Origin of the sequence: Aeromonas sp. YN13HZO-058 (assembly GCF_001921245.1) — a bacterium.
In the GTDB taxonomy this organism is placed as follows: Bacteria; Pseudomonadota; Gammaproteobacteria; order Enterobacterales; family Aeromonadaceae; genus Aeromonas; species Aeromonas allosaccharophila.
The window spans coordinates 1-19143 of the sequence record NZ_MQSY01000043.1; the positions used below are offsets into that span (position 1 = coordinate 1).

Consider the following 19143-nt stretch of genomic DNA (forward strand, 5'->3'; position numbering starts at 1 on the left):
TGATGGTAGACCTCAAGGTGATGGCCTACTTCAAGATTAGCCTTTCAACACGTAATTGGGACAGCGCCATAAAAAAGCCCGTCATCACGACGGGCTTTTTGCTGGGTGGCTCTGCAGGTTAATCAGTGCAGGATGCGGGCGCGGATGGTGCCGCTGATCTCCTTGAGCTTGGCGAGCGCCTTCTCGCTGTGCTCGGTCTCCACGTCGATCACCACGTAACCGATATGACTGCTGGTCTGCAGGTATTGACCGGCGATGTTGATCCCCTCTTCGGCGAAGATCTGGTTGATCTTGTTCATCACGCCCGGCTGGTTGCGGTGAATGTGCAGCAGGCGGCTGGAGCCCTTGTGGCCCGGCAGCGACACCTCCGGGAAGTTGACGGCGGAGAGGGTGGAGCCGTTGTCGGAGTATTTGACCAGCTTGTTGGCCACTTCCAGCCCGATGTTCTCCTGCGCTTCATGGGTGGTGCCACCGATGTGCGGGGTAAGGATGACGTTCTCCAGCCCACGCAGCGGGCTTTGGAACTCCTCGTCATTGGACTTGGGCTCGACCGGGAAGACGTCGATGGCGGCGCCGGCGATATGGCCGCTCTTGATCACGTCTGCCAGCGCGTCGATATCCACCACGGTACCGCGGGCGGCGTTGATGAAGATGGCGCCCGGTTTCATCATCCGCAGCTGCTCGGCACCGATCATGTTCTTGGTGGAGGCGGTCTCCGGCACGTGCAGGCTGATGACGTCAGACATATTGAGCAGCTCGATCATGCTCGGCACCTGAATGGCGTTACCCAGCGAGAGCTTGTTCTCGATATCGTAGTAATAAACCTTCATGCCGATGCTCTCGGCGATGATGCCAAGCTGGGTACCGATGTGGCCATAGCCGATGATGCCAAGCTTCTTGCCGCGCGCTTCCACCGAGCGATTGGCCAGTTTTTCCCACACGCCGCGATGGCACTTGGCGTTTTTCTCGGGGATGCCGCGCAGCAGCAGCAGGATCTCACCCAGTACCAGCTCGGCGACCGAGCGGGTGTTGGAGAAGGGGGCGTTGAAGACCGGAATGCCGCGGATCTGGGCCGCTTCCAGCTCGACCTGGTTGGTGCCGATGCAGAAGCAGCCGATGGCGACCAGCTTGTTGGCGGCGTCGAGTACCTTCTCGGTGATCTGGGTGCGGGAGCGCAGCCCGATGAAATGAACGTCGCGGATCTGCTCGATCAGCTCCTCTTCGGAGAGAGAGGTCTTCAGATACTCCACACTGGTGTAACCTGCGGCACGAAAGGTCTCTACGGTGTTGGGATGGACTCCCTCCAGCAGCAGAACCTTGATTTTATCCTTGTCCAACGAAAACTTGGCAGTCATGACGATCCCTCTGTATGTGCAAACGTAAGTGCAGATTTGGTGTGCGAAGAAAACCGTAAAGTAGCAAAAACGTTTGGGAGAGGGAATATTTGTGACGAAAGTCAAATTCTTTGAAGTTATCAACGATTGTTGTAAACATCCGTATGCAACTTGTTGAGGGATAAATAAAAACGGCGCCATCAGGCGCCGTCATTTATTCACAGTGCAATGTTTGGGTCAGTATCCCATCCCGGGGGCCAATCAACGCCGCTGCTGCTCCAGAACGGGCAGAGTGGCGATGGCGGACGAGGGACTATGCCGCTGCACTGTGCCATCGGGGTCGGGATTACTGGGTAATCACGCCATCCGGCGTACCGATCAGGACCACATCGGCGCCACGGGCGGCGAACAGGCCGTTGGTGACGGTGCCTACGATGGCGTTGAGCTGCACTTCCAGCGCCTTGGCGTCGGTAATGGCCATGCCTTTCACATCCAGAATGTGGTTGCCGTTGTCGGTGACCACCCCTTCACGCCAGACCGGGTTGCCACCCAGTTTGCGGATTTCGCGGGCCACGTATTCGCGGGCCATCGGGATCACTTCCACCGGCAGCGGGAACTGGCCCAGCACCTCGACGGTTTTGGTGTTGTCGATGATGCAGATGAACTTGTCAGCCACGGCGGCAACAATTTTCTCGCGGGTCAGGGCCGCGCCACCGCCCTTGATCATGTCGCGGGTGCCGTTGATCTCGTCGGCGCCATCCACATAGACGGAGAGGGCGTCGATCTCGTTGAGATCATACACGGTGATGCCGAAGCCCTTGAGGCGCTCGGTGGAGGCCACGGAGCTGGATACCGCCCCCTTGATCTCGTCCTTCATGGTCGCCAGCGCGTCGATAAAGTGGTTGACGGTAGAGCCGGTACCCACCCCGACGATGGTGCCGGGAACCACATACTTGAGCGCAGCCCAACCGGCCGCCTTCTTCATTTCATCTTGAGTCATGATCGTTCCTTAAGAAAAAAGCGGGCGCATTATATCCAACCCTGTACCCCGTCGCGACCTTGTTGCTCACGTTCCGGGGCAAAAAGCGGTGATAGGTAAATCGTTTGCCTGTTTATTCTGCGTTTGCGCGCACAAAGCCGGGGTTGCCGGCCAAAAACAGCCTATTCAAAGCGCCAGCAGTAGCTCGGGGTGATGATCTGGGGCAGTGGCACATCCCACTCCTCTTGCGGGACCGCATCCACCTGCTGGCAGTCGTGGGCAATACCGAGTGGCTTGGGGCCCAGTTTGTGCTCATGCCAGATGGCGAGGGTGCGATCGTAGTAGCCGCCACCCATGCCAAGGCGATTGCCCTGGGCATCGAAGGCAACCAGCGGGGTGCAAATCAGGTCAAGGGTGCTGTGGGGCACCACCTGCAGGATATCCAGCTCCGGCTCTTCGATGCCGTAGCGGTTGCGCACCATGGGGCTGGTGGCGGTGTAGCGCAAAAAGAGCAGGTGACCCGGGGTAAAGGGGTGGAGCACCGGCAGGTAGACCTCTTTGTGCTGGGCCCACAGCCAGTGGATGGTGGGCAGGGGATTGATCTCCCCGTCATTGGCCAGATAGAGGGCAATGCGCTTGGCGGCGAGGATCTCGGGGTGTTGCTTGAACTGGGCCAGCAGCTGTTGGGCCGCCGCTTGCTGCTCGGCCGGACTCAGATTTTTGCGGCGTTGACGAACCAGTTGGCGCAGGGATTGACGTTCGGGTTGGGACTCATGCATGGGGAACCTCTGGTATAGCTGCGCATCGATGGCTTGAACGCGCTCTACCTTAGCACATTCACTCTGGACGTTAAGGGGGGGGGGACAGGGGAACACTCGCCCCGGACGGCTGATGCCAAGGGGCGGTGGGATAAATGCTGGCGTATCCGATACAGGATCAACAAGGGCTGCGGTATGGCCTCTGTTGATGGCATGTCAGCACGCCAGCGTCGGGTCTGTTACTTGTCAGCCTTGCTGCGCATCTGGTGCTTCACGAACACGGCAATCAGTGCCGCTACCGCGAGCGCTAATCCTGTGTAGAAACGCATGGACGTTATCCTGTTACTTGTCAGCCTTGCTGCGCATCTGGTGCTTCACGAACACGGCAATGAGTGCCGCTACAGCGAGCGCCATCGGGTAGAAACTCATGCTCACCACCGCCAGCGGCGACAGGGCGAAGATGGAGCCCAGCAGCAGCGCCTGTGCGCCCCAGGGGATCAGACCCTGTACCACGCAGGAGAAGATATCGAGCATGGAGGCGGCGCGGCGCGGGGTGACACCGTGGTGTTCGGCCAGATCGCGGGCTACCTTGCTGGCGACGATAATGGCCACCGTGTTGTTGGCGGTGCAGAGGTTGGTGAGGCTCACCACCCCTGCGATGCCGAGCTCGGCCGCTTTCTCGTTCTGTTCACCGTTATGCTCGCGGGTAAAGCGGGCAATCAGGGCGCTGATGCGCTCGCTGATCCAGGCCAGCCCCCCCTGACGCTCCATCAGGGCGCCGAGGCCACCGATCAGCATTGAGAGCAGGAAGATCTCCTGCATGCCGGTAAAGCCCTGATAGATATCCTTGCTGAACTGACCGATGGCGTAGCCGTTGATCATGCCCACTGCACCGGCGGCCAGAATGCCGATCCCCAGTACCACGAACACATTCACCCCGGCGAGCGCCAGCCCCAGAATGAGCAGGTAAGGCATCACCTTGAACAGCTCGATGGCAGTGTCGTTGGCAGGGGCTTCACCCACAGACCCCAGGGTCAGATAGAGCAGGATCACCGTGATGGCGGCGGGGGCGGCAATCTTGAAGTTCTCGCGGAACTTGTCCTTCATCTCGCAGCCCTGGCTGCGGGTGGCCGCAATGGTGGTGTCGGAGATGATGGAGAGGTTATCGCCAAACATGGCGCCGGAGAGAATGGTGCCTGCCATCAGCACCGGATCGATACCGGCTGCCTGCGCCACGCCAAGGGCCACCGGCGCTACGGCACCAATGGTGCCCATGGAGGTGCCCATGGCGGTAGCAATAAAGGCAGAGATCAGGAACAGCCCGGGCAACAGCGCCCAGCCGGGGATGAGCGACAGACCCAGCGCCACAGTGGCATCAACCCCGCCGGTGGCCTTGGCCACGCTGGCGAAGGCCCCCGCCAGCAGATAGATAAGGCACATCGCCATGATGTTGCTGTGGCCGACCCCTTTGAAAAAGGTCTCCAGATTGCTGTTGAAGCCCTCTTTGCCAAGCAGCAGGGCGAGCATCACGGCAGGCAGGGCCGCCACGGGGGCGGGCAGCTGATAGAAGGCGAACTCGACCCCCTGCAGGGTCAGCCAGGTACCGGTACCGATAAAGAGTGCGAGAAAAACCAGAAGTGGCAGCAAGGCCCTGGCACTGGGTTGAGTCTGGATCATGTGTTCCTCTGAAATTGAACAATGACCTCCTGTCATGAACTGCTTTGTGCCTGTATCGGATAGGGATAGGGGGAAAACAGGGCGGGCATCCTGCCGCATTGGGGGGCCCACAGTAGTGAGTCAACCCTGCAAGGTCAAGATAGACGTCCAGACGGATAGGTGTTTTTGTTTGGTGATTTTGTCTGTGTGAATAAATCCGTCAAATATTCTGATTTATCCAATATTTCCGTTTATATGTCGAGGTGGTGTGGCGGCGCAGAGTGAGCTTTTCAAAGCGGGCGCGGGCTGGTAAAACGGTCTCTTTCCATAATAAAGAGATGAGAGGGTGGAGATGGACAATCCGATCCGTGTGGCCGTGATGGGCTGTAATGGTCGTATGGGCAAGGTGCTGCTGGAGGCCATTACTCATGCCGATGGCGTGGTGGTCGGGGCAGCGCTGGAGCGGCCGGGCTCTGCGGTGATCGGTCTCGATGCCGGTGAGCTGGGCGGGCTGGGCCATCTGGGGGTGGCGATCAGCGACAGTCTCGACAAGGTGCGCGATGAGTTTGATCTTATCATCGACTTTACCCGCCCCGAGGTGACGCTGGCCAATCTGGCCTTTGCGCAGGCCCACCACAAGCAGATGGTGATCGGTACCACCGGCTTTGACGAGGCAGGCAAGGCCGCCCTGAAAGAGGCGGGTAAGCAGATCGGTATCGTCTTCGCCTCCAACTACTCGGTCGGGGTCAACCTGGTGTTCAAGCTGCTGGAGCAGGCCGCCAAGGTGATGGGCGACTACACCGACATCGAGATCATCGAAGGCCATCATCGCCACAAGGTGGATGCGCCGTCCGGCACAGCGCTCTCCATGGGGGAGGTGGTCGCCAAAACGCTGGGTCGCGATCTCAAGGAGTGCGCCGTCTATGGCCGCGAGGGGATCACCGGTGAGCGGGATCGCAACACCATCGGCTTTGCCACCATCCGCGCCGGCGATCTGGTGGGTGAGCACACCGTCATGTTTGCCGATATCGGCGAGCGGGTGGAGATCAGCCACAAGGCCTCCAGCCGCCTGACCTTCGCCAACGGTGCGGTGCGGGCGGGCAAATGGCTTGGCCAGCAGGGTGCCGGTCTTTATGACATGCAGGACGTGCTCAATCTCAAGTGATGCCTCTGTGCGGCACGCTTGTGCGACTTGTATCCAGTGAAGAACCCCGGCTTGCCGGGGTTTTTGCTGCCTGCAATCCAGAGTGTGTGAAAAATAAGGATCTGCCGCTGTTTTATCTATGAATGCCTCATAAATCGCATTATTGATTTATCCTCCAGATTTTTCCTTTCTGAATGTCATCGCCAGGTAACGGATTTGAGCATCTTTATGGCTGGCACAGCCATTTTTTTACACATCGCGAAAAAGACTAAAAATTCAAACACGGAAAAACGTTTTCTATTTTTCTCATTCAATCTTGTCACCGAAAAGAAGTCATATTCATCATTAATCATTTTTGTTTTGAAAATAACTGCATTGTTTTTATTGGGTTTTTTGTTGGTTTTTGTCGCTATTGCGGGCTTGGGTGTGTCTTTTGGTGGTGGTTTTTCCTTTTCTTTTATGAGAGGGGGTTGCAAAGCAATGGAGTGCATAGATAATGGGTAATGTTGCTTGTTTATTGAATTTAGATGCATTTCATCTGAGAAAAGACGTTGAAATGCCACTTTTTTTAAGTAGAATGCGCCCAATTTGCCAGAAATCTGCCGGGTTCGAGTCCTGTCCAAGACCGGAACCGAGCCCGCAACACCCAGGTAAATTGCTGAATTTAAAGCTAAATAACTGGAGGTTGTCTTGAATCACACTGCATTGCTAGTGCTGGAAGATGGAACTGTGTTCAAAGGCGTGTCGATAGGCGCCGAGGGATGTTCCGTTGGTGAAGTGGTTTTCAATACGTCGATGACGGGCTATCAGGAAATCCTCACCGATCCCTCTTATTCCCGTCAGATAGTCACCCTCACTTACCCCCATATAGGCAACACCGGCACCAACAGCGAAGATGAAGAGTCCAGTCAAATCCATGCTCAGGGATTGATCATCCGGGACCTTCCGATACTTGCCTCCAATTTCCGCAATCAGCAATCCCTCTCCGAATACCTCAAGTCTCACAACATCGTTGGCATCGCCGACATCGACACCCGTAAACTGACCCGCATCCTGCGCGAGAAAGGCGCCCAGGCTGGCTGCATTCTGGCGGGCAAGCAGATAGATGAAGGGTTCGCCCTCGAGCAGGCTCGCGCCTTCCCCGGTCTGAAGGGGATGGACTTGGCCAAAGAGGTGACGGTTGGTGAGGCGTACAACTGGACGACCGGGAGCTGGCAGCTTGGCAAGGGGCACGTCACCCCGGATGCCGACCAGCTGAAATACCACGTGGTGGCCTATGACTTCGGCGTCAAGCGCAACATCCTGCGGATGTTGGTTGACCGTGGCTGCCGCCTGACCGTGGTGCCTGCCAAGACTCCGGCCGCCGAGGTACTGGCGATGAACCCGGATGGCATCTTCCTCTCTAACGGCCCCGGCGACCCCGAGCCCTGCGACTACGCCATCGAGGCCATCAAGGCTTTCCTCAATACCAACACGCCGGTGTTTGGCATCTGTCTGGGTCACCAGCTGCTGGGTCTGGCTTCCGGCGCCAAGACCGTCAAGATGAAGTTTGGCCACCACGGTGCCAACCATCCGGTCAAGAGCCTCGACGACAACACCGTGATGATCACTGCCCAGAACCACGGTTTTGCGGTAGACGAGAACAGCCTGCCGGATTGCCTGCGCGCCACCCACGTCTCCCTGTTCGATGGCTCCCTGCAAGGCATCCATCGCACCGACCGTCCGGCCTTCAGCTTCCAGGGTCACCCCGAAGCGAGCCCGGGCCCGCACGATTGTGCCGGTCTCTTTGACCATTTTATTGAATTGATCAAGCAGTATCGCGCTTAAGAGGAAAAGAGAAGCCATGCCAAAACGTAACGACCTTCAGAGCATCCTGATCCTCGGCGCCGGCCCCATCGTCATCGGCCAGGCCTGCGAATTTGACTACTCCGGCGCCCAGGCGTGCAAAGCCCTGCGCGAGGAGGGCTACCGCGTCATTCTGGTCAACTCCAACCCGGCCACCATCATGACCGACCCGGAGATGGCCGACGCCACCTACATCGAGCCCATTACCTGGGAAGTGGTGCGCGAAATCATCAAGAAAGAGCGCCCGGACGCCATCCTGCCCACCATGGGCGGCCAGACTGCGCTCAACTGCGCACTGGATCTGGAGAAGCACGGCGTGCTGGCCGAGTTCGGTGTCGAGATGATCGGCGCCACTGCCGATGCCATCGACAAGGCCGAAGATCGCCGTCGCTTTGACATTGCCATGAAGAGCATTGGCCTGGAGTGCCCGCGTGCCGGCATCGCCCACAACATGGAAGAGGCGTGGGGTGTGCAGCAGATGGTCGGTTTCCCCTGCATCATCCGTCCCTCCTTTACCATGGGCGGCTCAGGTGGCGGCATCGCCTACAACACCGAAGAGTTCGTCGAGATCTGCGAGCGCGGTCTGGACTTGTCGCCGACCAAAGAGCTGCTCATCGACGAGTCGCTGATCGGCTGGAAAGAGTATGAGATGGAAGTGGTGCGGGATCGCAACGACAACTGCATCATCGTCTGCGCCATCGAAAACTTCGACCCCATGGGTATCCACACCGGTGACTCCATCACTGTCGCGCCAGCCCAGACGCTGACCGACAAGGAGTACCAGCTGATGCGCAACGCCTCCATGGCGGTGCTGCGCGAGATCGGCGTCGAGACCGGCGGCTCCAACGTCCAGTTCGGTATCAACCCGAAAGATGGCCGCATGGTCATTATCGAGATGAACCCGCGGGTGTCGCGCTCCTCCGCGCTGGCCTCCAAGGCGACCGGTTTCCCCATCGCCAAGATCGCGGCCAAGCTCGCCATTGGTTACACCCTGGACGAGCTGATGAACGACATTACAGGCGGTCGTACCCCGGCCTCCTTCGAGCCGGCCATCGACTACGTGGTCACCAAGGTGCCGCGCTTCAACTTCGAAAAATTTGCCGGTGCCAACGACCGCCTGACTACCCAGATGAAATCGGTCGGTGAAGTGATGGCCATCGGTCGCAACTTCCAGGAGTCCCTGCACAAGGCGCTGCGCAGCCTCGAGACCGGTAAAACCGGCTTCGACCCCATGGTTGACCTCAATGCCCCGGACTCCCTGACCCGCATCCGTCACGAGCTGCAGGACGCTGGCTGCGACCGGATCTGGTACATCGCCGATGCGTTCCGCGCCGGTCTCTCCATGGACGGTATCTTCAAGCTGACCAAGATTGACCCCTGGTTCCTGGTGCAGATTGAAGATCTGGTGAAGCTGGAAGAAGAGGTGAAAGAGCGCGGCATGGCCGGTCTCGATGCCGACTTCCTGCGCGCCCTCAAGCGCAAGGGCTTTGCCGATGCCCGTCTGGCCAAGATCCTCGGTGTGGCCGAGGGCGAAGTGCGCAAGCTGCGTGCCCGCCACAACATCTTCCCGGTCTACAAGCGGGTCGATACCTGCGCCGCCGAGTTCGCCACCAACACCGCCTACATGTACTCAAGCTATGACGAGGAGTGCGAAGCGGCGCCGAGCAACCGCGACAAGATCATGATCATCGGCGGCGGTCCGAACCGTATCGGTCAGGGTATCGAGTTCGACTACTGCTGCGTGCACGCGGCGCTGGCCCTGCGCGAAGACGGTTACGAGACCATCATGGTCAACTGTAACCCCGAGACCGTCTCCACCGACTACGACACCTCGGATCGCCTCTACTTCGAGCCGGTGACCCTGGAAGATGTGCTGGAAATCGTGCGCATCGAAAAACCCAAGGGTGTCATCGTCCAGTACGGTGGCCAGACCCCGCTGAAACTGGCCCGTGCGCTGGAAGCCAACGGCGTGCCGATTATCGGTACCAGCCCGGATGCCATCGACCGCGCCGAAGACCGCGAGCGCTTCCAGTCTGCCGTTGAGCGCCTCGGCCTCAAGCAGCCGGAAAATGGCACAGTCACCGCGCTGGAGCAGGCGGTGCTGACCGCCGAGCGGATCACCTATCCGCTGGTGGTGCGTCCCTCCTACGTGCTGGGTGGCCGCGCCATGGAGATCGTCTATGACGAGACCGACCTGCGTCGCTACTTCGCCGAGGCGGTGAGCGTCTCCAACGAATCGCCGGTACTGCTGGACCGCTTCCTGGACGATGCTACCGAGCTGGATGTGGATGCCATCTGCGATGGCACTGACGTAGTCATCGGCGGCATCATGGAGCACATCGAGCAGGCCGGTATCCACTCCGGTGACTCCGGTTGCTCCCTGCCGCCCTACACCTTGTCCAAGAAGATTCAGGACGAGATCCGCGAGCAGGTACGCAAGCTGGCGCTGGAGCTCGGTGTTATCGGTCTGATGAACGTGCAGTTCGCGGTCAAGGGTGATGACATCTACCTCATCGAGGTGAACCCGCGCGCCGCCCGTACCGTGCCGTTCGTCTCCAAGGCGACCGGTGCCCCGCTGGCCAAGATTGCCGCCCGCGTCATGGCCGGTCAGAGCCTGAAAGAACAGGGCTTCACCAAAGAGATCATCCCGCCCTACTACTCGGTGAAAGAGGTGGTACTGCCGTTCGCCAAGTTCCCGGGGGTTGACCCGCTGCTGGGGCCTGAGATGCGCTCTACCGGTGAGGTAATGGGTGTAGGCAGCAGCTTTGCCGAGGCCTATGCCAAGGCGCAGTTGGGTGCCAACCACGCCGTACCGAAAGAGGGTCGCGCCCTGTTGTCAGTGCGTCACAGTGACAAGGCGCAGGTGGTCGACTTGGCTGCCAAGCTGCTGGAACTGGGCTACGAGCTGGATGCCACTCACGGCACCGCAGTGGCGCTGGGCGAGGCGAGCATCAACCCGCGCCTGGTCAACAAGGTGCACGAGGGGCGTCCGCACATTCTCGACCGCATCAAGAATGGTGAGTACACCTACATCGTCAACACCGCCGAAGGGCGGGTGGCGATCCAGGACTCCAAGCAATTGCGCCGCGCCGCCCTGCAGAACAAAGTGGCGTATACCACCACCATGAATGAGGCGTTTGCCACCTGCATGGCCATCAGCGTGGATGCCACCGCCAACGTCAACTCGGTGCAGGAGCTGCACCAGAAGGTGAAAAATCGCTAAGCGGTTTGCCGCGGGCATCCGCCCGACTCGCCAGACGACCAACCCCCGCCAGCGATGGCGGGGGTTTCTTTTTATCTGTCGCTAACCGTTTGGTTCGGGCCGAGAGAGTCATAGATGACGGTGATGAGTGCTGCATCGCAGACAGCGGATGGCGTGTGGTGTGGCAAAAGCAGACAAGGGGAGGGGATGTCGCGAGCGCGGGTTTCAACTGCAGCAGCCAATCCTCTACAATGGCGCCACTTTGCTTGTCAGTGCAGTGCCGAGGCTCTGCCTGTAGGGCCTACAAAAATGGATATGCTTATGACCGCTTTGCCTTCCTGTCGTCTTCTCGCCTTCTGCTCTGCCTTGCTGCTGGCCGGTTGTGCCAGCGATCCTGCTTCTGCCCCTACGCCGAGCGACGCAACGGACACAACCACGCCAGCCCCAAAAGCGACACCACCCGCCATGCAGCCGCGCAAACCGGCGGATATGAAGAGCCGCATCGTGCGCTTCTTGCCCCGTCAGGTGCCTGATAAACAGGGGTGGGCCAACGACGTGGTGACGGCGCTCACCACCCAGGGGGTGACGGTCAATGACCACAACGTCTGTACCGTGCTGGCGGTGGCGGAGCAGGAGGCCACCTATCAGGCCGACCCCGTGGTGCCGGGTCTTGGCAAGATCGCCTGGAAGGAGATCAACTCACGGGCGGCCAAGCTGCTGATCCCCGAATTTATGGTGCGGGCCGCGCTCTCCATCAACTCGCCCACCGGCAAGAGCTACGCCGAGCGGATCGACAAGTTGCGTACCGAACGGGAGATGAGCGAAATTTTCGAAGACATGATCAGCATGCTGCCGATGGGCAAGACCCTGTTTGGCAACCTCAACCCGGTGCATACCGGCGGCCCGATGCAGGTGAGTATCGCCTTTGCCGAGGCCAACACCCGTGGCTACCCCTATCCCGTCAAGGACTCCATTCGCCACGAAGTCTTTACCCGTCGCGGCGGCATCTGGTTTGGCACCAAGCATATCTTCGGCTATGAGGCGGAGTACCCCGATACCCTCTATCGTTTTGCCGACTTCAACGCCGGTTGGTATGCCAGCCGCAACGCCGCCTTTCAGGCCGCCGTCAGCCGTTTGAGTGGCAAAACCCTGGCGCTGGACGGAGACCTTATCCGCTATGACTCGGATCTGCCGGGCAACACTGAGCTTGCCGTCTACACCCTCGCCAACCGGGTCAATATGAGCAAACAGGCGATCCACCAGAGCCTCAAACTTGGCGATACCGCCGAGTTTGCCGAGACCGATCTTTACCATCGCATCTTTACCCTGGCCGACAAGCAAGCGGGCAAGCGGCAGCCACGCGCCATCCTGCCCGGCATTGTGCTAAAGAGCCCGAAAATCACCCGCAACCTCACCACCGCCTGGTTTGCCAAGCGGGTGGATGACAGAGAGCAACGCTGTGTGCGGCAGATGGCGACGATTAGGTAGGACTGGGTTTACTTCGAGACACTTGCCATGCTGGTTGCCATTGTTAATGGCAACCAGCAGACATGCTTAATAGACTCTCCAACGGAAGCCTTTAGCTTGCATGCAATCCGTGATGACTTCGTTTTTTTCTTCAGCAGAAATATCGTTAAGACGTATCTCATATTTGCATTGAGATAATGCAGTGAGGGTATCGTCATCTGTAACGCCTTCTTTTTTCCATGTCGGTTGTGGTGGTGATGCACAGGATGTCATTAGCATGCTGATGCTGGCCACTGCTGCTAATACCGACATTTTCTTGATGTTCATTAATCAACTCCCTTTGAATAGATGTGTTTTGGTTTGTGAATGTGAATATGGGTGAAAATTTTATGGCTCGGGCCGTACTTTAAGTCGGCATGTTTATTGGTGTGGTGTAATTCCCCGACATGTTGGATATCCACTGCATCCCCAAAACTGATTGCCTTTGTTATCCCCCCGTTTGGCCGTACGTAATACCATCAGGTTGCCGCATTTGGGGCATAGCGGATTTGGCTTGGTGAGCGATTCGGTGATGGTTGGCGCGGCGTTCACCACCTGATTGACGACTGGCATCGCAGCTACGGATAAAGGCGGGTGGGGAACCTCGCTGTGACGCGCTTTTAACTGTGCCACATGCTGTTTATGGGTCTGCCAATTGGCGGCCAGTCGTCCCCGCTGGATGGTGTCGATCACCCGAGTGACCTCGGCAGGGGTCAACACCGGCGTGGTTTTTCCCTTGATATAGTGAATAAGCCCGCGGTTCATCACGTTATCCGGCATCGGGGTTTTAAAGGTGCAGTCACCAATAAAGTAGATAATCGAATGGAGCTGATGATCCGCAAGACCCAGCAAGGATTTGAGCGTCATCAGGTGCAGATAGTTTTGGCGCAGCGGATTTTGAAAGGTATGCCTGCGGCGATAGATCTGCTGGGTCCAGCTCTTGTGGGCCGGATTGCCAAATATCCACCCCTTGATATTTTTGGTCTCGATCACAAACAGCCCGAAGCGCGAGACGATCACATGGTCGATCTGGGTAGTGCCCTGCGGGGTTGGCAGCGTCACATTCTTGAGCAGGTGGTATTCCCGCACATCGAGAAAAAGCCGGATGCCAAAATGGATAAATGCCTCCCCGATCATCCCTTTGAACCAGGGCGTTTTGATCAGGGTGGCAATCAACAGCAGGGGCAGCAGATACCAGAGCTGGCCCAGCAGAAGGACAATGATGGCAGTGACGTCCATGTCAGCTCGCTTGTCAGGATTGAGATGTTGCGGAGGGGATTACATCCCCGCCGGCCGATAGACGCAGTCACTCAGGTCGCCAAGCACCGTTTTGGTGCTCTGCGGGGTGGGAGCAAAACTGGCCACCTTCTTGTCATCGACATAGACGTCGAATGCGCTGGCCTTGGTGATGACTTCAAGGAAAGAGGCCCAGGCATTGTCTCCATTGCGCCAACCCAGTTTCTCCGGTAGCCAGTAGCCATTGCCATCGATCAGCAGTTCTACCTTGCGGTTATCGGCGGGGGAAAGATCCTGTCCGTTCGCCAGGGCAAAACTGACACCGGTGAGTTCGCCATTCTCTGAATAGCCCACGTCGCAGCTGAGGGTGAAGGTATCCCCCTGTTCATTCTTGATGAGATGTTCTGCGATCCCCTGGCCGAAGCCGCTACTCCAGACATTCGGGATCGCCATGGCGGCCGGGGTCAGCAGGCTGGTGCAGAGCAGCAAGACTTTGAAACGCATGATCTCTCCTGGATAGATGGGCAATAGGGCTTCGAAGTGAACCATTCTACCCATTCCATCAAAAGGAATATGTGATTGATTGCACTAACTCTGTGACAAGGCTGGATTTTTTGGGGGGCAGCGGTTGATGGCAAATCGCAAGTGTAAAAAAGCCCCTTGGCGGGGCTTGGTGTCTGCCAAGGCATGTTTAGGGATTATCAATCGAACAGGATGCGGCCGCTGTGGCTCGGCTTGACCTGATTGCCATCGATTGGCAGGCACACAATAACGGCTTAAAAACTCATGGCCAGCCCGATGGAATAACCGTTGGTGTTGTGGCTGAACATGTAGCGGGCGACCAGACGGGTGCGGCTGACGATGATGTCGTATTTGCTGCTGTCGATCTCCAGCCCGAGACCAAGGGAGTTGAGGGAGTTGAAACCGAGCAGGCCGCGTTGTTCGCCGAGGTATTCGGTGCGCGCCCCCTCCATCACATAGCGCAGCGGACGATCGAGCAGGGTCCAGTCAAACACCGGGGCCCGGCGGCGCAGATAGAGGCCGAGGTTCTCCGCCTCGGCGCTGCCGCGCACGCTTTGCGTGGTGTTGCCAAAGCTCTGCAGGTGCTGGTAGGAGTAACGCAATTCGGCATCGATATCCTGGGTTTTGGAAAAAAGCTCGTAGTCGAGCATCAGCGAGCCCCCCAGCCCGTACATATTGAGCTGACCGTTATCGAGAAAATCCAGCGAGTAGCCCTTGGTGCGATCCAGCAGCCAGTTGCCGATCCGCAGATCGCTGGCCATGGTGCCCAGCGAGACGTTGGCGATGGGGCGCAGTACCCAGTGGCCACCATGCGGGTCTTCATGAAGGGCGATATCCCAGCCGACCCCGCCAGAGGCGGTCACGCTGTTCCATTTGGTCGGGATGGTGCGGCTATCGGTGCCGTTGCTCACCACAAACTGGGGATCGTAGCGGCTAAAACCGATCGCCCCTTCCAGATAGATGGGCACTGCCTCGCTCATGGTGGCACCGCCACCGATCTGGGTCATGTTGAGGGCGGCGGATTGATCGGTGCCGCTGCCGATGTCCAGGTTGCTGGCGGTAATGTCGGGCACCACGGTGAACGTCATCAGCGAGAGCACCGCATTGGCACGATCCTGTGCCCACTCCTGATCCTGTGTCGCGGCATGGACGGCGCTGCCGGATAGCGCCAACAGCATCGGTAACAACATCAGCAATAAAGAGGATAAAGGTCGGAGCATGCGCGTGGTTCCCGATAATCGGCCTCTGGTTGTTCTGGCTTTACTGTAGCGAGCTTCCCGTTGGTTGGCACGGGGTAAATGTGGCCAATGAGAGCCGATTGTTGCTGGCTGCCAACGGGGCAAGCGTTTGCCACACACACGGCAGCGCTTTGCAGTTTGTCGCTAAAGCTTGGCGCCTTGCCGCCGATATCTCTTGTGAGATCGTGTGGAGGGCAGGCAATTGAACGCTTGGTTGTTGGGGTTGGTCAGCATATCCGTGAGTATGCAGTTACAGGCTGGGGTCACCGAATTTGGTGCCGGTCTGGATCAATCCGTCTGGCGTTTGACCTCCGATACCCAGATTGAGTGTCGCCTTGAGCACCCCATTCCCAACTGGGGGACGGGGGCTTTTGTCAGCCGTGCCGGGCGCAAGATCAACCTCGACTTCGAGCTCAAGGGCAAGCGGCCACAGGCCCAGACCCAGACGGTGAGCCTTGGCATCATGCCGCCGGTATGGCGTCCGGGGATTGCCGGGCGAGAAGTGAGCCAGCTGCGCTTCTATCAGCAGTTCGATGGTCTGGTGGAGGGGCAAACCGCCTGGACCATGCTCGACGAGCTGGAGGGGGGGCGGATGCCGACCTTCCAGTATCGGGACTGGTATCGCCAGAACCGCGCGGTGCGGGTGTCGCTCTCGTCAGTCAACTTTCGGGTCAAATATCAGGCCTTTATCGACTGTCTGAGCGGGCTCTTGCCCTACAGCTTCAACGATATCGCCTTTAGCGTGCTCACCTACGACAAGAACAGCGATCAGCTCTCCATCCCCTCCAAACGGCGGCTGGCGATGATCAGCGAGTTTATCAAGGCGGACAAGAGCATCGACGTGGTGGTGATCGACGCCTACAGCGACAGCTACGGCGGTCGCTGGCCGAACCAGAAACTCTCCGAGAAGCGGGCCGATGCCATCAAGAAGGTGTTTGTCGATCTGGGGCTGGAGCCCGGCAAGATCTCGGTGGAGGGGCATGGCGAGAAGCAGCATGTCTCCTCCAATGAAACCGAGCAGGGCCGTGCCAAGAACCGGCGGGTGGTGATCAGCATGGGGCGCAACGGCGAGATCTAGCGTCGCCATCGGCAGTCAGACATAAAAAAGAGCGCATGTGCGCTCTTTTTTGATCCTGCCATTTGGCAGCGGAGTTGGGCTGCTTAGATGCTGTCACCCAGGCCGGTGCCGGCATCTTTCTTGGCGATCAGTTCAATCTTGTAACCGTCCGGATCTTCGACGAAGGCGATGACGGTGGTGCCACCCTTGACCGGGCCCGGCTCGCGGGTGAGCTTGGCACCGGCGGCACGCAGGGCGTCGCAGGTGGCATAGATGTCGTCCGCTTCCAGCGCGATATGGCCGTAGGCAGAGCCCAGTTCGTACTCGCTCACCCCCCAGTTGTAGGTCAGCTCGATCACCGCATCATCTTTCTCGTCACCGTAGCCGACGAAGGCCAGGGTGTACTTGTACTCGCTGTTCTCGCTCTTGCGCAGCAGCTTCATGCCGAGCACGCGGGTGTAGAAGTCGATGGAGCGTTGCAGATCGCCGACACGCAGCATGGTATGCAGAATTCTCATTGCTCAGTTCTCCGGGTTGGTGATTCGTATGCCGTGAGGCTAGAAAGTAGATCGGTCAGTTTTCCGGATAGACCTTCTCTTTATACTCGCACAGGTCTTCGATGATACAGGAACCGCAGCGCGGCTTGCGAGCCAGACAGGTGTAACGCCCGTGCAGGATCAGCCAGTGGTGGACATCCAGCTTGAACTCGGCGGGCACCACTTTAAGCAGCTTCTCCTCCACCTGATCCACGTTCTTGCCTACCGCAAAACCGGTGCGGTTCGATACCCGGAAGATATGGGTATCGACCGCGATGGTGGGCCAGCCAAAGGCGGTGTTGAGCACCACGTTGGCGGTCTTGCGGCCGACACCGGGCAGAGCCTCCAGCGCTTCGCGGTTTTCCGGCACCTCGCCGCCGTGGCGTTCCAGCAGGATGGCGCAGGTCTTGATGACGTTCTCGGCCTTGGTGTTGAACAGGCCAATGGTCTTGATGTACTCCTTGAGCCTATCCACGCCGAGATCCAGCATCGCCTGCGGGGTGTTGGCCACCGGATAGAGCTTGTCGGTCGCCTTGTTGACGCTGACATCGGTCGCCTGCGCCGAGAGCAGCACGGCGATCAACAGCTCGAACGGCGTGCTGAAATTGAGCTCGGTGGTGGGGTGAGGGTTGTTTTCCCGCAGCCGCTCGAGGATCTCTCTGCGTTTCTGGTTGTTCATGCCTTGCGTCCGGTCATAGCTCGGTCGCCCGGACGCGGGCCGGGGCAACGTTGCAGTGGGCCACAGTGGTCGCCTGTTTGCGATCCCGCCAGTTATTGATGGCGTTCTTGCCGGCGATCAGCAGCCCCAGCCCGATAAAGCCGCCCGGCGGTAAAATCGCCAGCAGCAGGCTGGCATCGGCATGGAACAGCTCGATGCGCAGGGACTTGGCCCACTCGCCCAGCAGCAGCTCGGCGCCATCAAACAAGGTGCCCATGCCGATGATTTCGCGCATGCCGCCCAGTACCAGCAGCACCAGAGTAAAGCCAAGGCCCATCATCAGGCCGTCGAGGGCCGCCAGCAGCGGCGGGTTCTTGGAGGCATATGCCTCGGCGCGGCCGATGATGATGCAGTTGGTGACGATCAGGGCGATAAAGATGCCGAGCGCCTGATAGAGGCCGTAGGTGTAGGCGTTCATCAGCAGCTGCACGCTGGTCACCAGCGAGGCGATGATCATCACATAGACCGGGATACGAATATCCTTCGGCACCCAGTTGCGCACCAGCGAGACGGCGAGGTTGGAGCAGACCAGCACCGCCATGGTGGCAAGGCCCAGCCCCAGCGCATTGGTAAAGGTGGATGAGACGGCGAGGGTCGGGCAGAGCCCCAGCACCTGCACCAGCGAGGGGTTGTTCTTCCATAGCCCCTGACTCATCAGCTCCTTGAGCTCGCCCTTGCGGCTTTCCAGCTCGGCAATCGGGGCTGCGCCCGTTTCAATCTGTTCCATCTGGTTCATGATGGCTCGACTCCGTTAGTTCGCCGCCGGACAAGCCGGGGCGTTGCTGAGCAGTTCGGGTTGCTCCTGCTGCAGTTTCAGCAGGTTCTTCACCGCCTTGACCACGGCTCGCGGGGTGATGGTGGCGCCCGTAAAGGCATCGAATTCGCCGCCATCCTTCTTCACCGCCCACTGGGGCTCGTTGTCATGGGTCAGGAATTTTCCGGCAAAGCGGTTGATCCAGTCCGATTTTTTCAGCTCGATCTTGTCACCGAGGCCCGGGGTCTCGTTGTGAGCGAGCACGCGCACGGCGGTGATGGTGCCCTTGGCATCAAAACCCGCCACGATGCGGATCGCCCCGCTATAGCCATCCGGCGCGATGGCCTCCAGCGCATAACCGGTCACCACGCCATTCTTGCTGGCGGTATAGAGGGCCTGCGGCTGATCGCTGCCCAGATACTTCCTGCTGGTGACCTGCTTGCAACTGGCCACCAGATCGTTGTCATAGCTTCCCTCCGGCAGCAATACCGAGAGGGTCTGTTGCTTCTCCAGCTGTTGCTGGTGGGCGATTTTATCCTTGGTCAGCTCGTTGGTCAGTACCACCAGCGCGGTACAGCCGAGCGCGAACATCGCCAGAATAAGGCCGTTCTTGCGCATGCTCTTTAACATGTCCGGGCTCCGTCAGTGGTGATAGGGA

18 protein-coding genes are annotated in these 19143 nt (G+C 58.7%); 5 read left to right on the top strand and 13 right to left on the bottom strand.

Annotation, left to right across the window (positions count from 1 at the left end; translation table 11 throughout):
• Window positions 1–122: 122 nt before the first annotated feature.
• The 4 genes from serA to BSP75_RS10225 form a co-directional block, all read right to left on the bottom strand.
• Window positions 123–1355, bottom strand: coding sequence for a phosphoglycerate dehydrogenase (gene serA, locus BSP75_RS10210; RefSeq protein WP_075113090.1), 1233 nt, complete (start codon window positions 1353–1355; stop codon window positions 123–125).
• Window positions 1356–1680: 325 nt separating this feature from the next.
• Entirely contained in the window at window positions 1681–2334 is a 654-nt protein-coding gene (rpiA, locus tag BSP75_RS10215; RefSeq protein ID WP_042656049.1) for a ribose-5-phosphate isomerase RpiA, read from the bottom strand.
• A 161-nt stretch (window positions 2335–2495) separates the two neighbouring features.
• On the bottom strand, window positions 2496–3092 hold the full coding sequence (locus BSP75_RS10220) for a 5-formyltetrahydrofolate cyclo-ligase (protein WP_042057745.1): 597 nt from the start codon (window positions 3090–3092) through the stop codon (window positions 2496–2498).
• A 321-nt stretch (window positions 3093–3413) separates the two neighbouring features.
• A complete protein-coding gene (locus BSP75_RS10225; RefSeq protein ID WP_075113091.1) occupies window positions 3414–4748 on the bottom strand; it encodes a Na+/H+ antiporter NhaC family protein in 1335 nt (444 codons plus the stop codon).
• A 331-nt stretch (window positions 4749–5079) separates the two neighbouring features.
• On the opposite strand from BSP75_RS10225, the gene dapB reads away from it, so the two are divergent.
• Window positions 5080–5892 (top strand): 4-hydroxy-tetrahydrodipicolinate reductase, encoded by an 813-nt coding sequence (gene dapB, locus BSP75_RS10230; RefSeq protein WP_075113137.1) that lies wholly within the window; start codon window positions 5080–5082, stop codon window positions 5890–5892.
• A gap of 176 nt (window positions 5893–6068) precedes the next feature.
• On the opposite strand, the gene BSP75_RS21545 is transcribed toward dapB, so the two are convergent.
• The gene (locus tag BSP75_RS21545) at window positions 6069–6494 is read right to left on the bottom strand and encodes a hypothetical protein (RefSeq protein WP_148140684.1); all 426 of its coding nucleotides are present in this window, start codon (window positions 6492–6494) and stop codon (window positions 6069–6071) included.
• Window positions 6495–6561: 67 nt separating this feature from the next.
• Here BSP75_RS21545 and carA point away from each other — a divergent pair, with 67 nt between their 5' ends.
• The 3 genes from carA (at window position 6562) to BSP75_RS10250 (ending at window position 12406) form a co-directional block, all read left to right on the top strand.
• Complete coding sequence (gene carA, locus BSP75_RS10240) at window positions 6562–7698, top strand: glutamine-hydrolyzing carbamoyl-phosphate synthase small subunit (RefSeq protein WP_075113093.1); 1137 nt, start codon at window positions 6562–6564, stop codon at window positions 7696–7698.
• Window positions 7699–7714: 16 nt separating this feature from the next.
• Window positions 7715–10939, top strand: coding sequence for a carbamoyl-phosphate synthase large subunit (carB, locus tag BSP75_RS10245; RefSeq protein WP_075113094.1), 3225 nt, complete (start codon window positions 7715–7717; stop codon window positions 10937–10939).
• A 300-nt stretch (window positions 10940–11239) separates the two neighbouring features.
• A complete protein-coding gene (locus BSP75_RS10250; protein WP_075113095.1) occupies window positions 11240–12406 on the top strand; it encodes a DUF1615 family protein in 1167 nt (388 codons plus the stop codon).
• A gap of 66 nt (window positions 12407–12472) precedes the next feature.
• On the opposite strand, the gene BSP75_RS10255 is transcribed toward BSP75_RS10250, so the two are convergent.
• The 4 genes from BSP75_RS10255 to BSP75_RS10270 all read right to left on the bottom strand — a co-directional run bounded on the left by BSP75_RS10255 (window position 12473) and on the right by BSP75_RS10270 (window position 15402).
• A complete protein-coding gene (locus tag BSP75_RS10255) occupies window positions 12473–12712 on the bottom strand; it encodes a hypothetical protein (RefSeq protein ID WP_075113096.1) in 240 nt (79 codons plus the stop codon).
• 93 nt (window positions 12713–12805) lie between these two features.
• Complete coding sequence (locus BSP75_RS10260; protein WP_075113097.1) at window positions 12806–13663, bottom strand: NERD domain-containing protein; 858 nt, start codon at window positions 13661–13663, stop codon at window positions 12806–12808.
• 39 nt (window positions 13664–13702) lie between these two features.
• Window positions 13703–14164 carry a hypothetical protein gene (locus BSP75_RS10265; protein WP_075113138.1) on the bottom strand — a complete coding sequence of 154 codons (462 nt, stop codon included), beginning with the start codon at window positions 14162–14164 and terminating at the stop codon, window positions 13703–13705.
• A gap of 272 nt (window positions 14165–14436) precedes the next feature.
• The gene (locus BSP75_RS10270) at window positions 14437–15402 is read right to left on the bottom strand and encodes an autotransporter domain-containing protein (RefSeq protein WP_075113098.1); all 966 of its coding nucleotides are present in this window, start codon (window positions 15400–15402) and stop codon (window positions 14437–14439) included.
• A 220-nt stretch (window positions 15403–15622) separates the two neighbouring features.
• Between BSP75_RS10270 and BSP75_RS10275 the strand changes: the two genes are divergently transcribed.
• Window positions 15623–16498 (top strand): OmpA family protein, encoded by an 876-nt coding sequence (locus BSP75_RS10275; protein ID WP_171971590.1) that lies wholly within the window; start codon window positions 15623–15625, stop codon window positions 16496–16498.
• Between the two features lie 83 nt (window positions 16499–16581).
• Here the strand turns inward: BSP75_RS10275 and gloA are convergent, their stop codons facing one another.
• Genes gloA through rsxG form a run of 4 tightly spaced genes read right to left on the bottom strand, consistent with a single transcriptional unit; the run spans window position 16582 to window position 19115 of the window.
• The gene (gene gloA / locus BSP75_RS10280) at window positions 16582–16995 is read right to left on the bottom strand and encodes a lactoylglutathione lyase (protein WP_075113099.1); all 414 of its coding nucleotides are present in this window, start codon (window positions 16993–16995) and stop codon (window positions 16582–16584) included.
• Between the two features lie 55 nt (window positions 16996–17050).
• A complete protein-coding gene (gene nth / locus BSP75_RS10285; RefSeq protein ID WP_075113100.1) occupies window positions 17051–17692 on the bottom strand; it encodes an endonuclease III in 642 nt (213 codons plus the stop codon).
• 13 nt (window positions 17693–17705) lie between these two features.
• Complete coding sequence (locus tag BSP75_RS10290) at window positions 17706–18458, bottom strand: electron transport complex subunit E (protein WP_075113139.1); 753 nt, start codon at window positions 18456–18458, stop codon at window positions 17706–17708.
• A gap of 24 nt (window positions 18459–18482) precedes the next feature.
• Entirely contained in the window at window positions 18483–19115 is a 633-nt protein-coding gene (gene rsxG / locus BSP75_RS10295; RefSeq protein WP_021230643.1) for an electron transport complex subunit RsxG, read from the bottom strand.
• Window positions 19116–19143: the final 28 nt, after the last annotated feature.

Bases quoted from the DNA above. Each gene is read 5' to 3' on its own strand.
- BSP75_RS10255 (WP_075113096.1), bottom strand. From the start codon at position 12,712: ATGAACATCAAGAAAATGTCGGTATTAGCAGCAGTGGCCAGCATCAGC.
- serA (WP_075113090.1), bottom strand. From the start codon at position 1,355: ATGACTGCCAAGTTTTCGTTGGACAAGGATAAAATCAAGGTTCTGCTG.
- BSP75_RS10220 (WP_042057745.1), bottom strand. From the start codon at position 3,092: ATGCATGAGTCCCAACCCGAACGTCAATCCCTGCGCCAACTGGTTCGT.
- BSP75_RS10265 (WP_075113138.1), bottom strand. From the start codon at position 14,164: ATGCGTTTCAAAGTCTTGCTGCTCTGCACCAGCCTGCTGACCCCGGCC.
- BSP75_RS10225 (WP_075113091.1), bottom strand. From the start codon at position 4,748: ATGATCCAGACTCAACCCAGTGCCAGGGCCTTGCTGCCACTTCTGGTT.
- BSP75_RS10290 (WP_075113139.1), bottom strand. From the start codon at position 18,458: ATGGAACAGATTGAAACGGGCGCAGCCCCGATTGCCGAGCTGGAAAGC.
- BSP75_RS10270 (WP_075113098.1), bottom strand. From the start codon at position 15,402: ATGCTCCGACCTTTATCCTCTTTATTGCTGATGTTGTTACCGATGCTG.
- BSP75_RS10260 (WP_075113097.1), bottom strand. From the start codon at position 13,663: ATGGACGTCACTGCCATCATTGTCCTTCTGCTGGGCCAGCTCTGGTAT.
- rsxG (WP_021230643.1), bottom strand. From the start codon at position 19,115: ATGTTAAAGAGCATGCGCAAGAACGGCCTTATTCTGGCGATGTTCGCG.
- carB (WP_075113094.1), top strand. From the start codon at position 7,715: ATGCCAAAACGTAACGACCTTCAGAGCATCCTGATCCTCGGCGCCGGC.
- nth (WP_075113100.1), bottom strand. From the start codon at position 17,692: ATGAACAACCAGAAACGCAGAGAGATCCTCGAGCGGCTGCGGGAAAAC.
- rpiA (WP_042656049.1), bottom strand. From the start codon at position 2,334: ATGACTCAAGATGAAATGAAGAAGGCGGCCGGTTGGGCTGCGCTCAAG.
- dapB (WP_075113137.1), top strand. From the start codon at position 5,080: ATGGACAATCCGATCCGTGTGGCCGTGATGGGCTGTAATGGTCGTATG.
- gloA (WP_075113099.1), bottom strand. From the start codon at position 16,995: ATGAGAATTCTGCATACCATGCTGCGTGTCGGCGATCTGCAACGCTCC.
- BSP75_RS10250 (WP_075113095.1), top strand. From the start codon at position 11,240: ATGACCGCTTTGCCTTCCTGTCGTCTTCTCGCCTTCTGCTCTGCCTTG.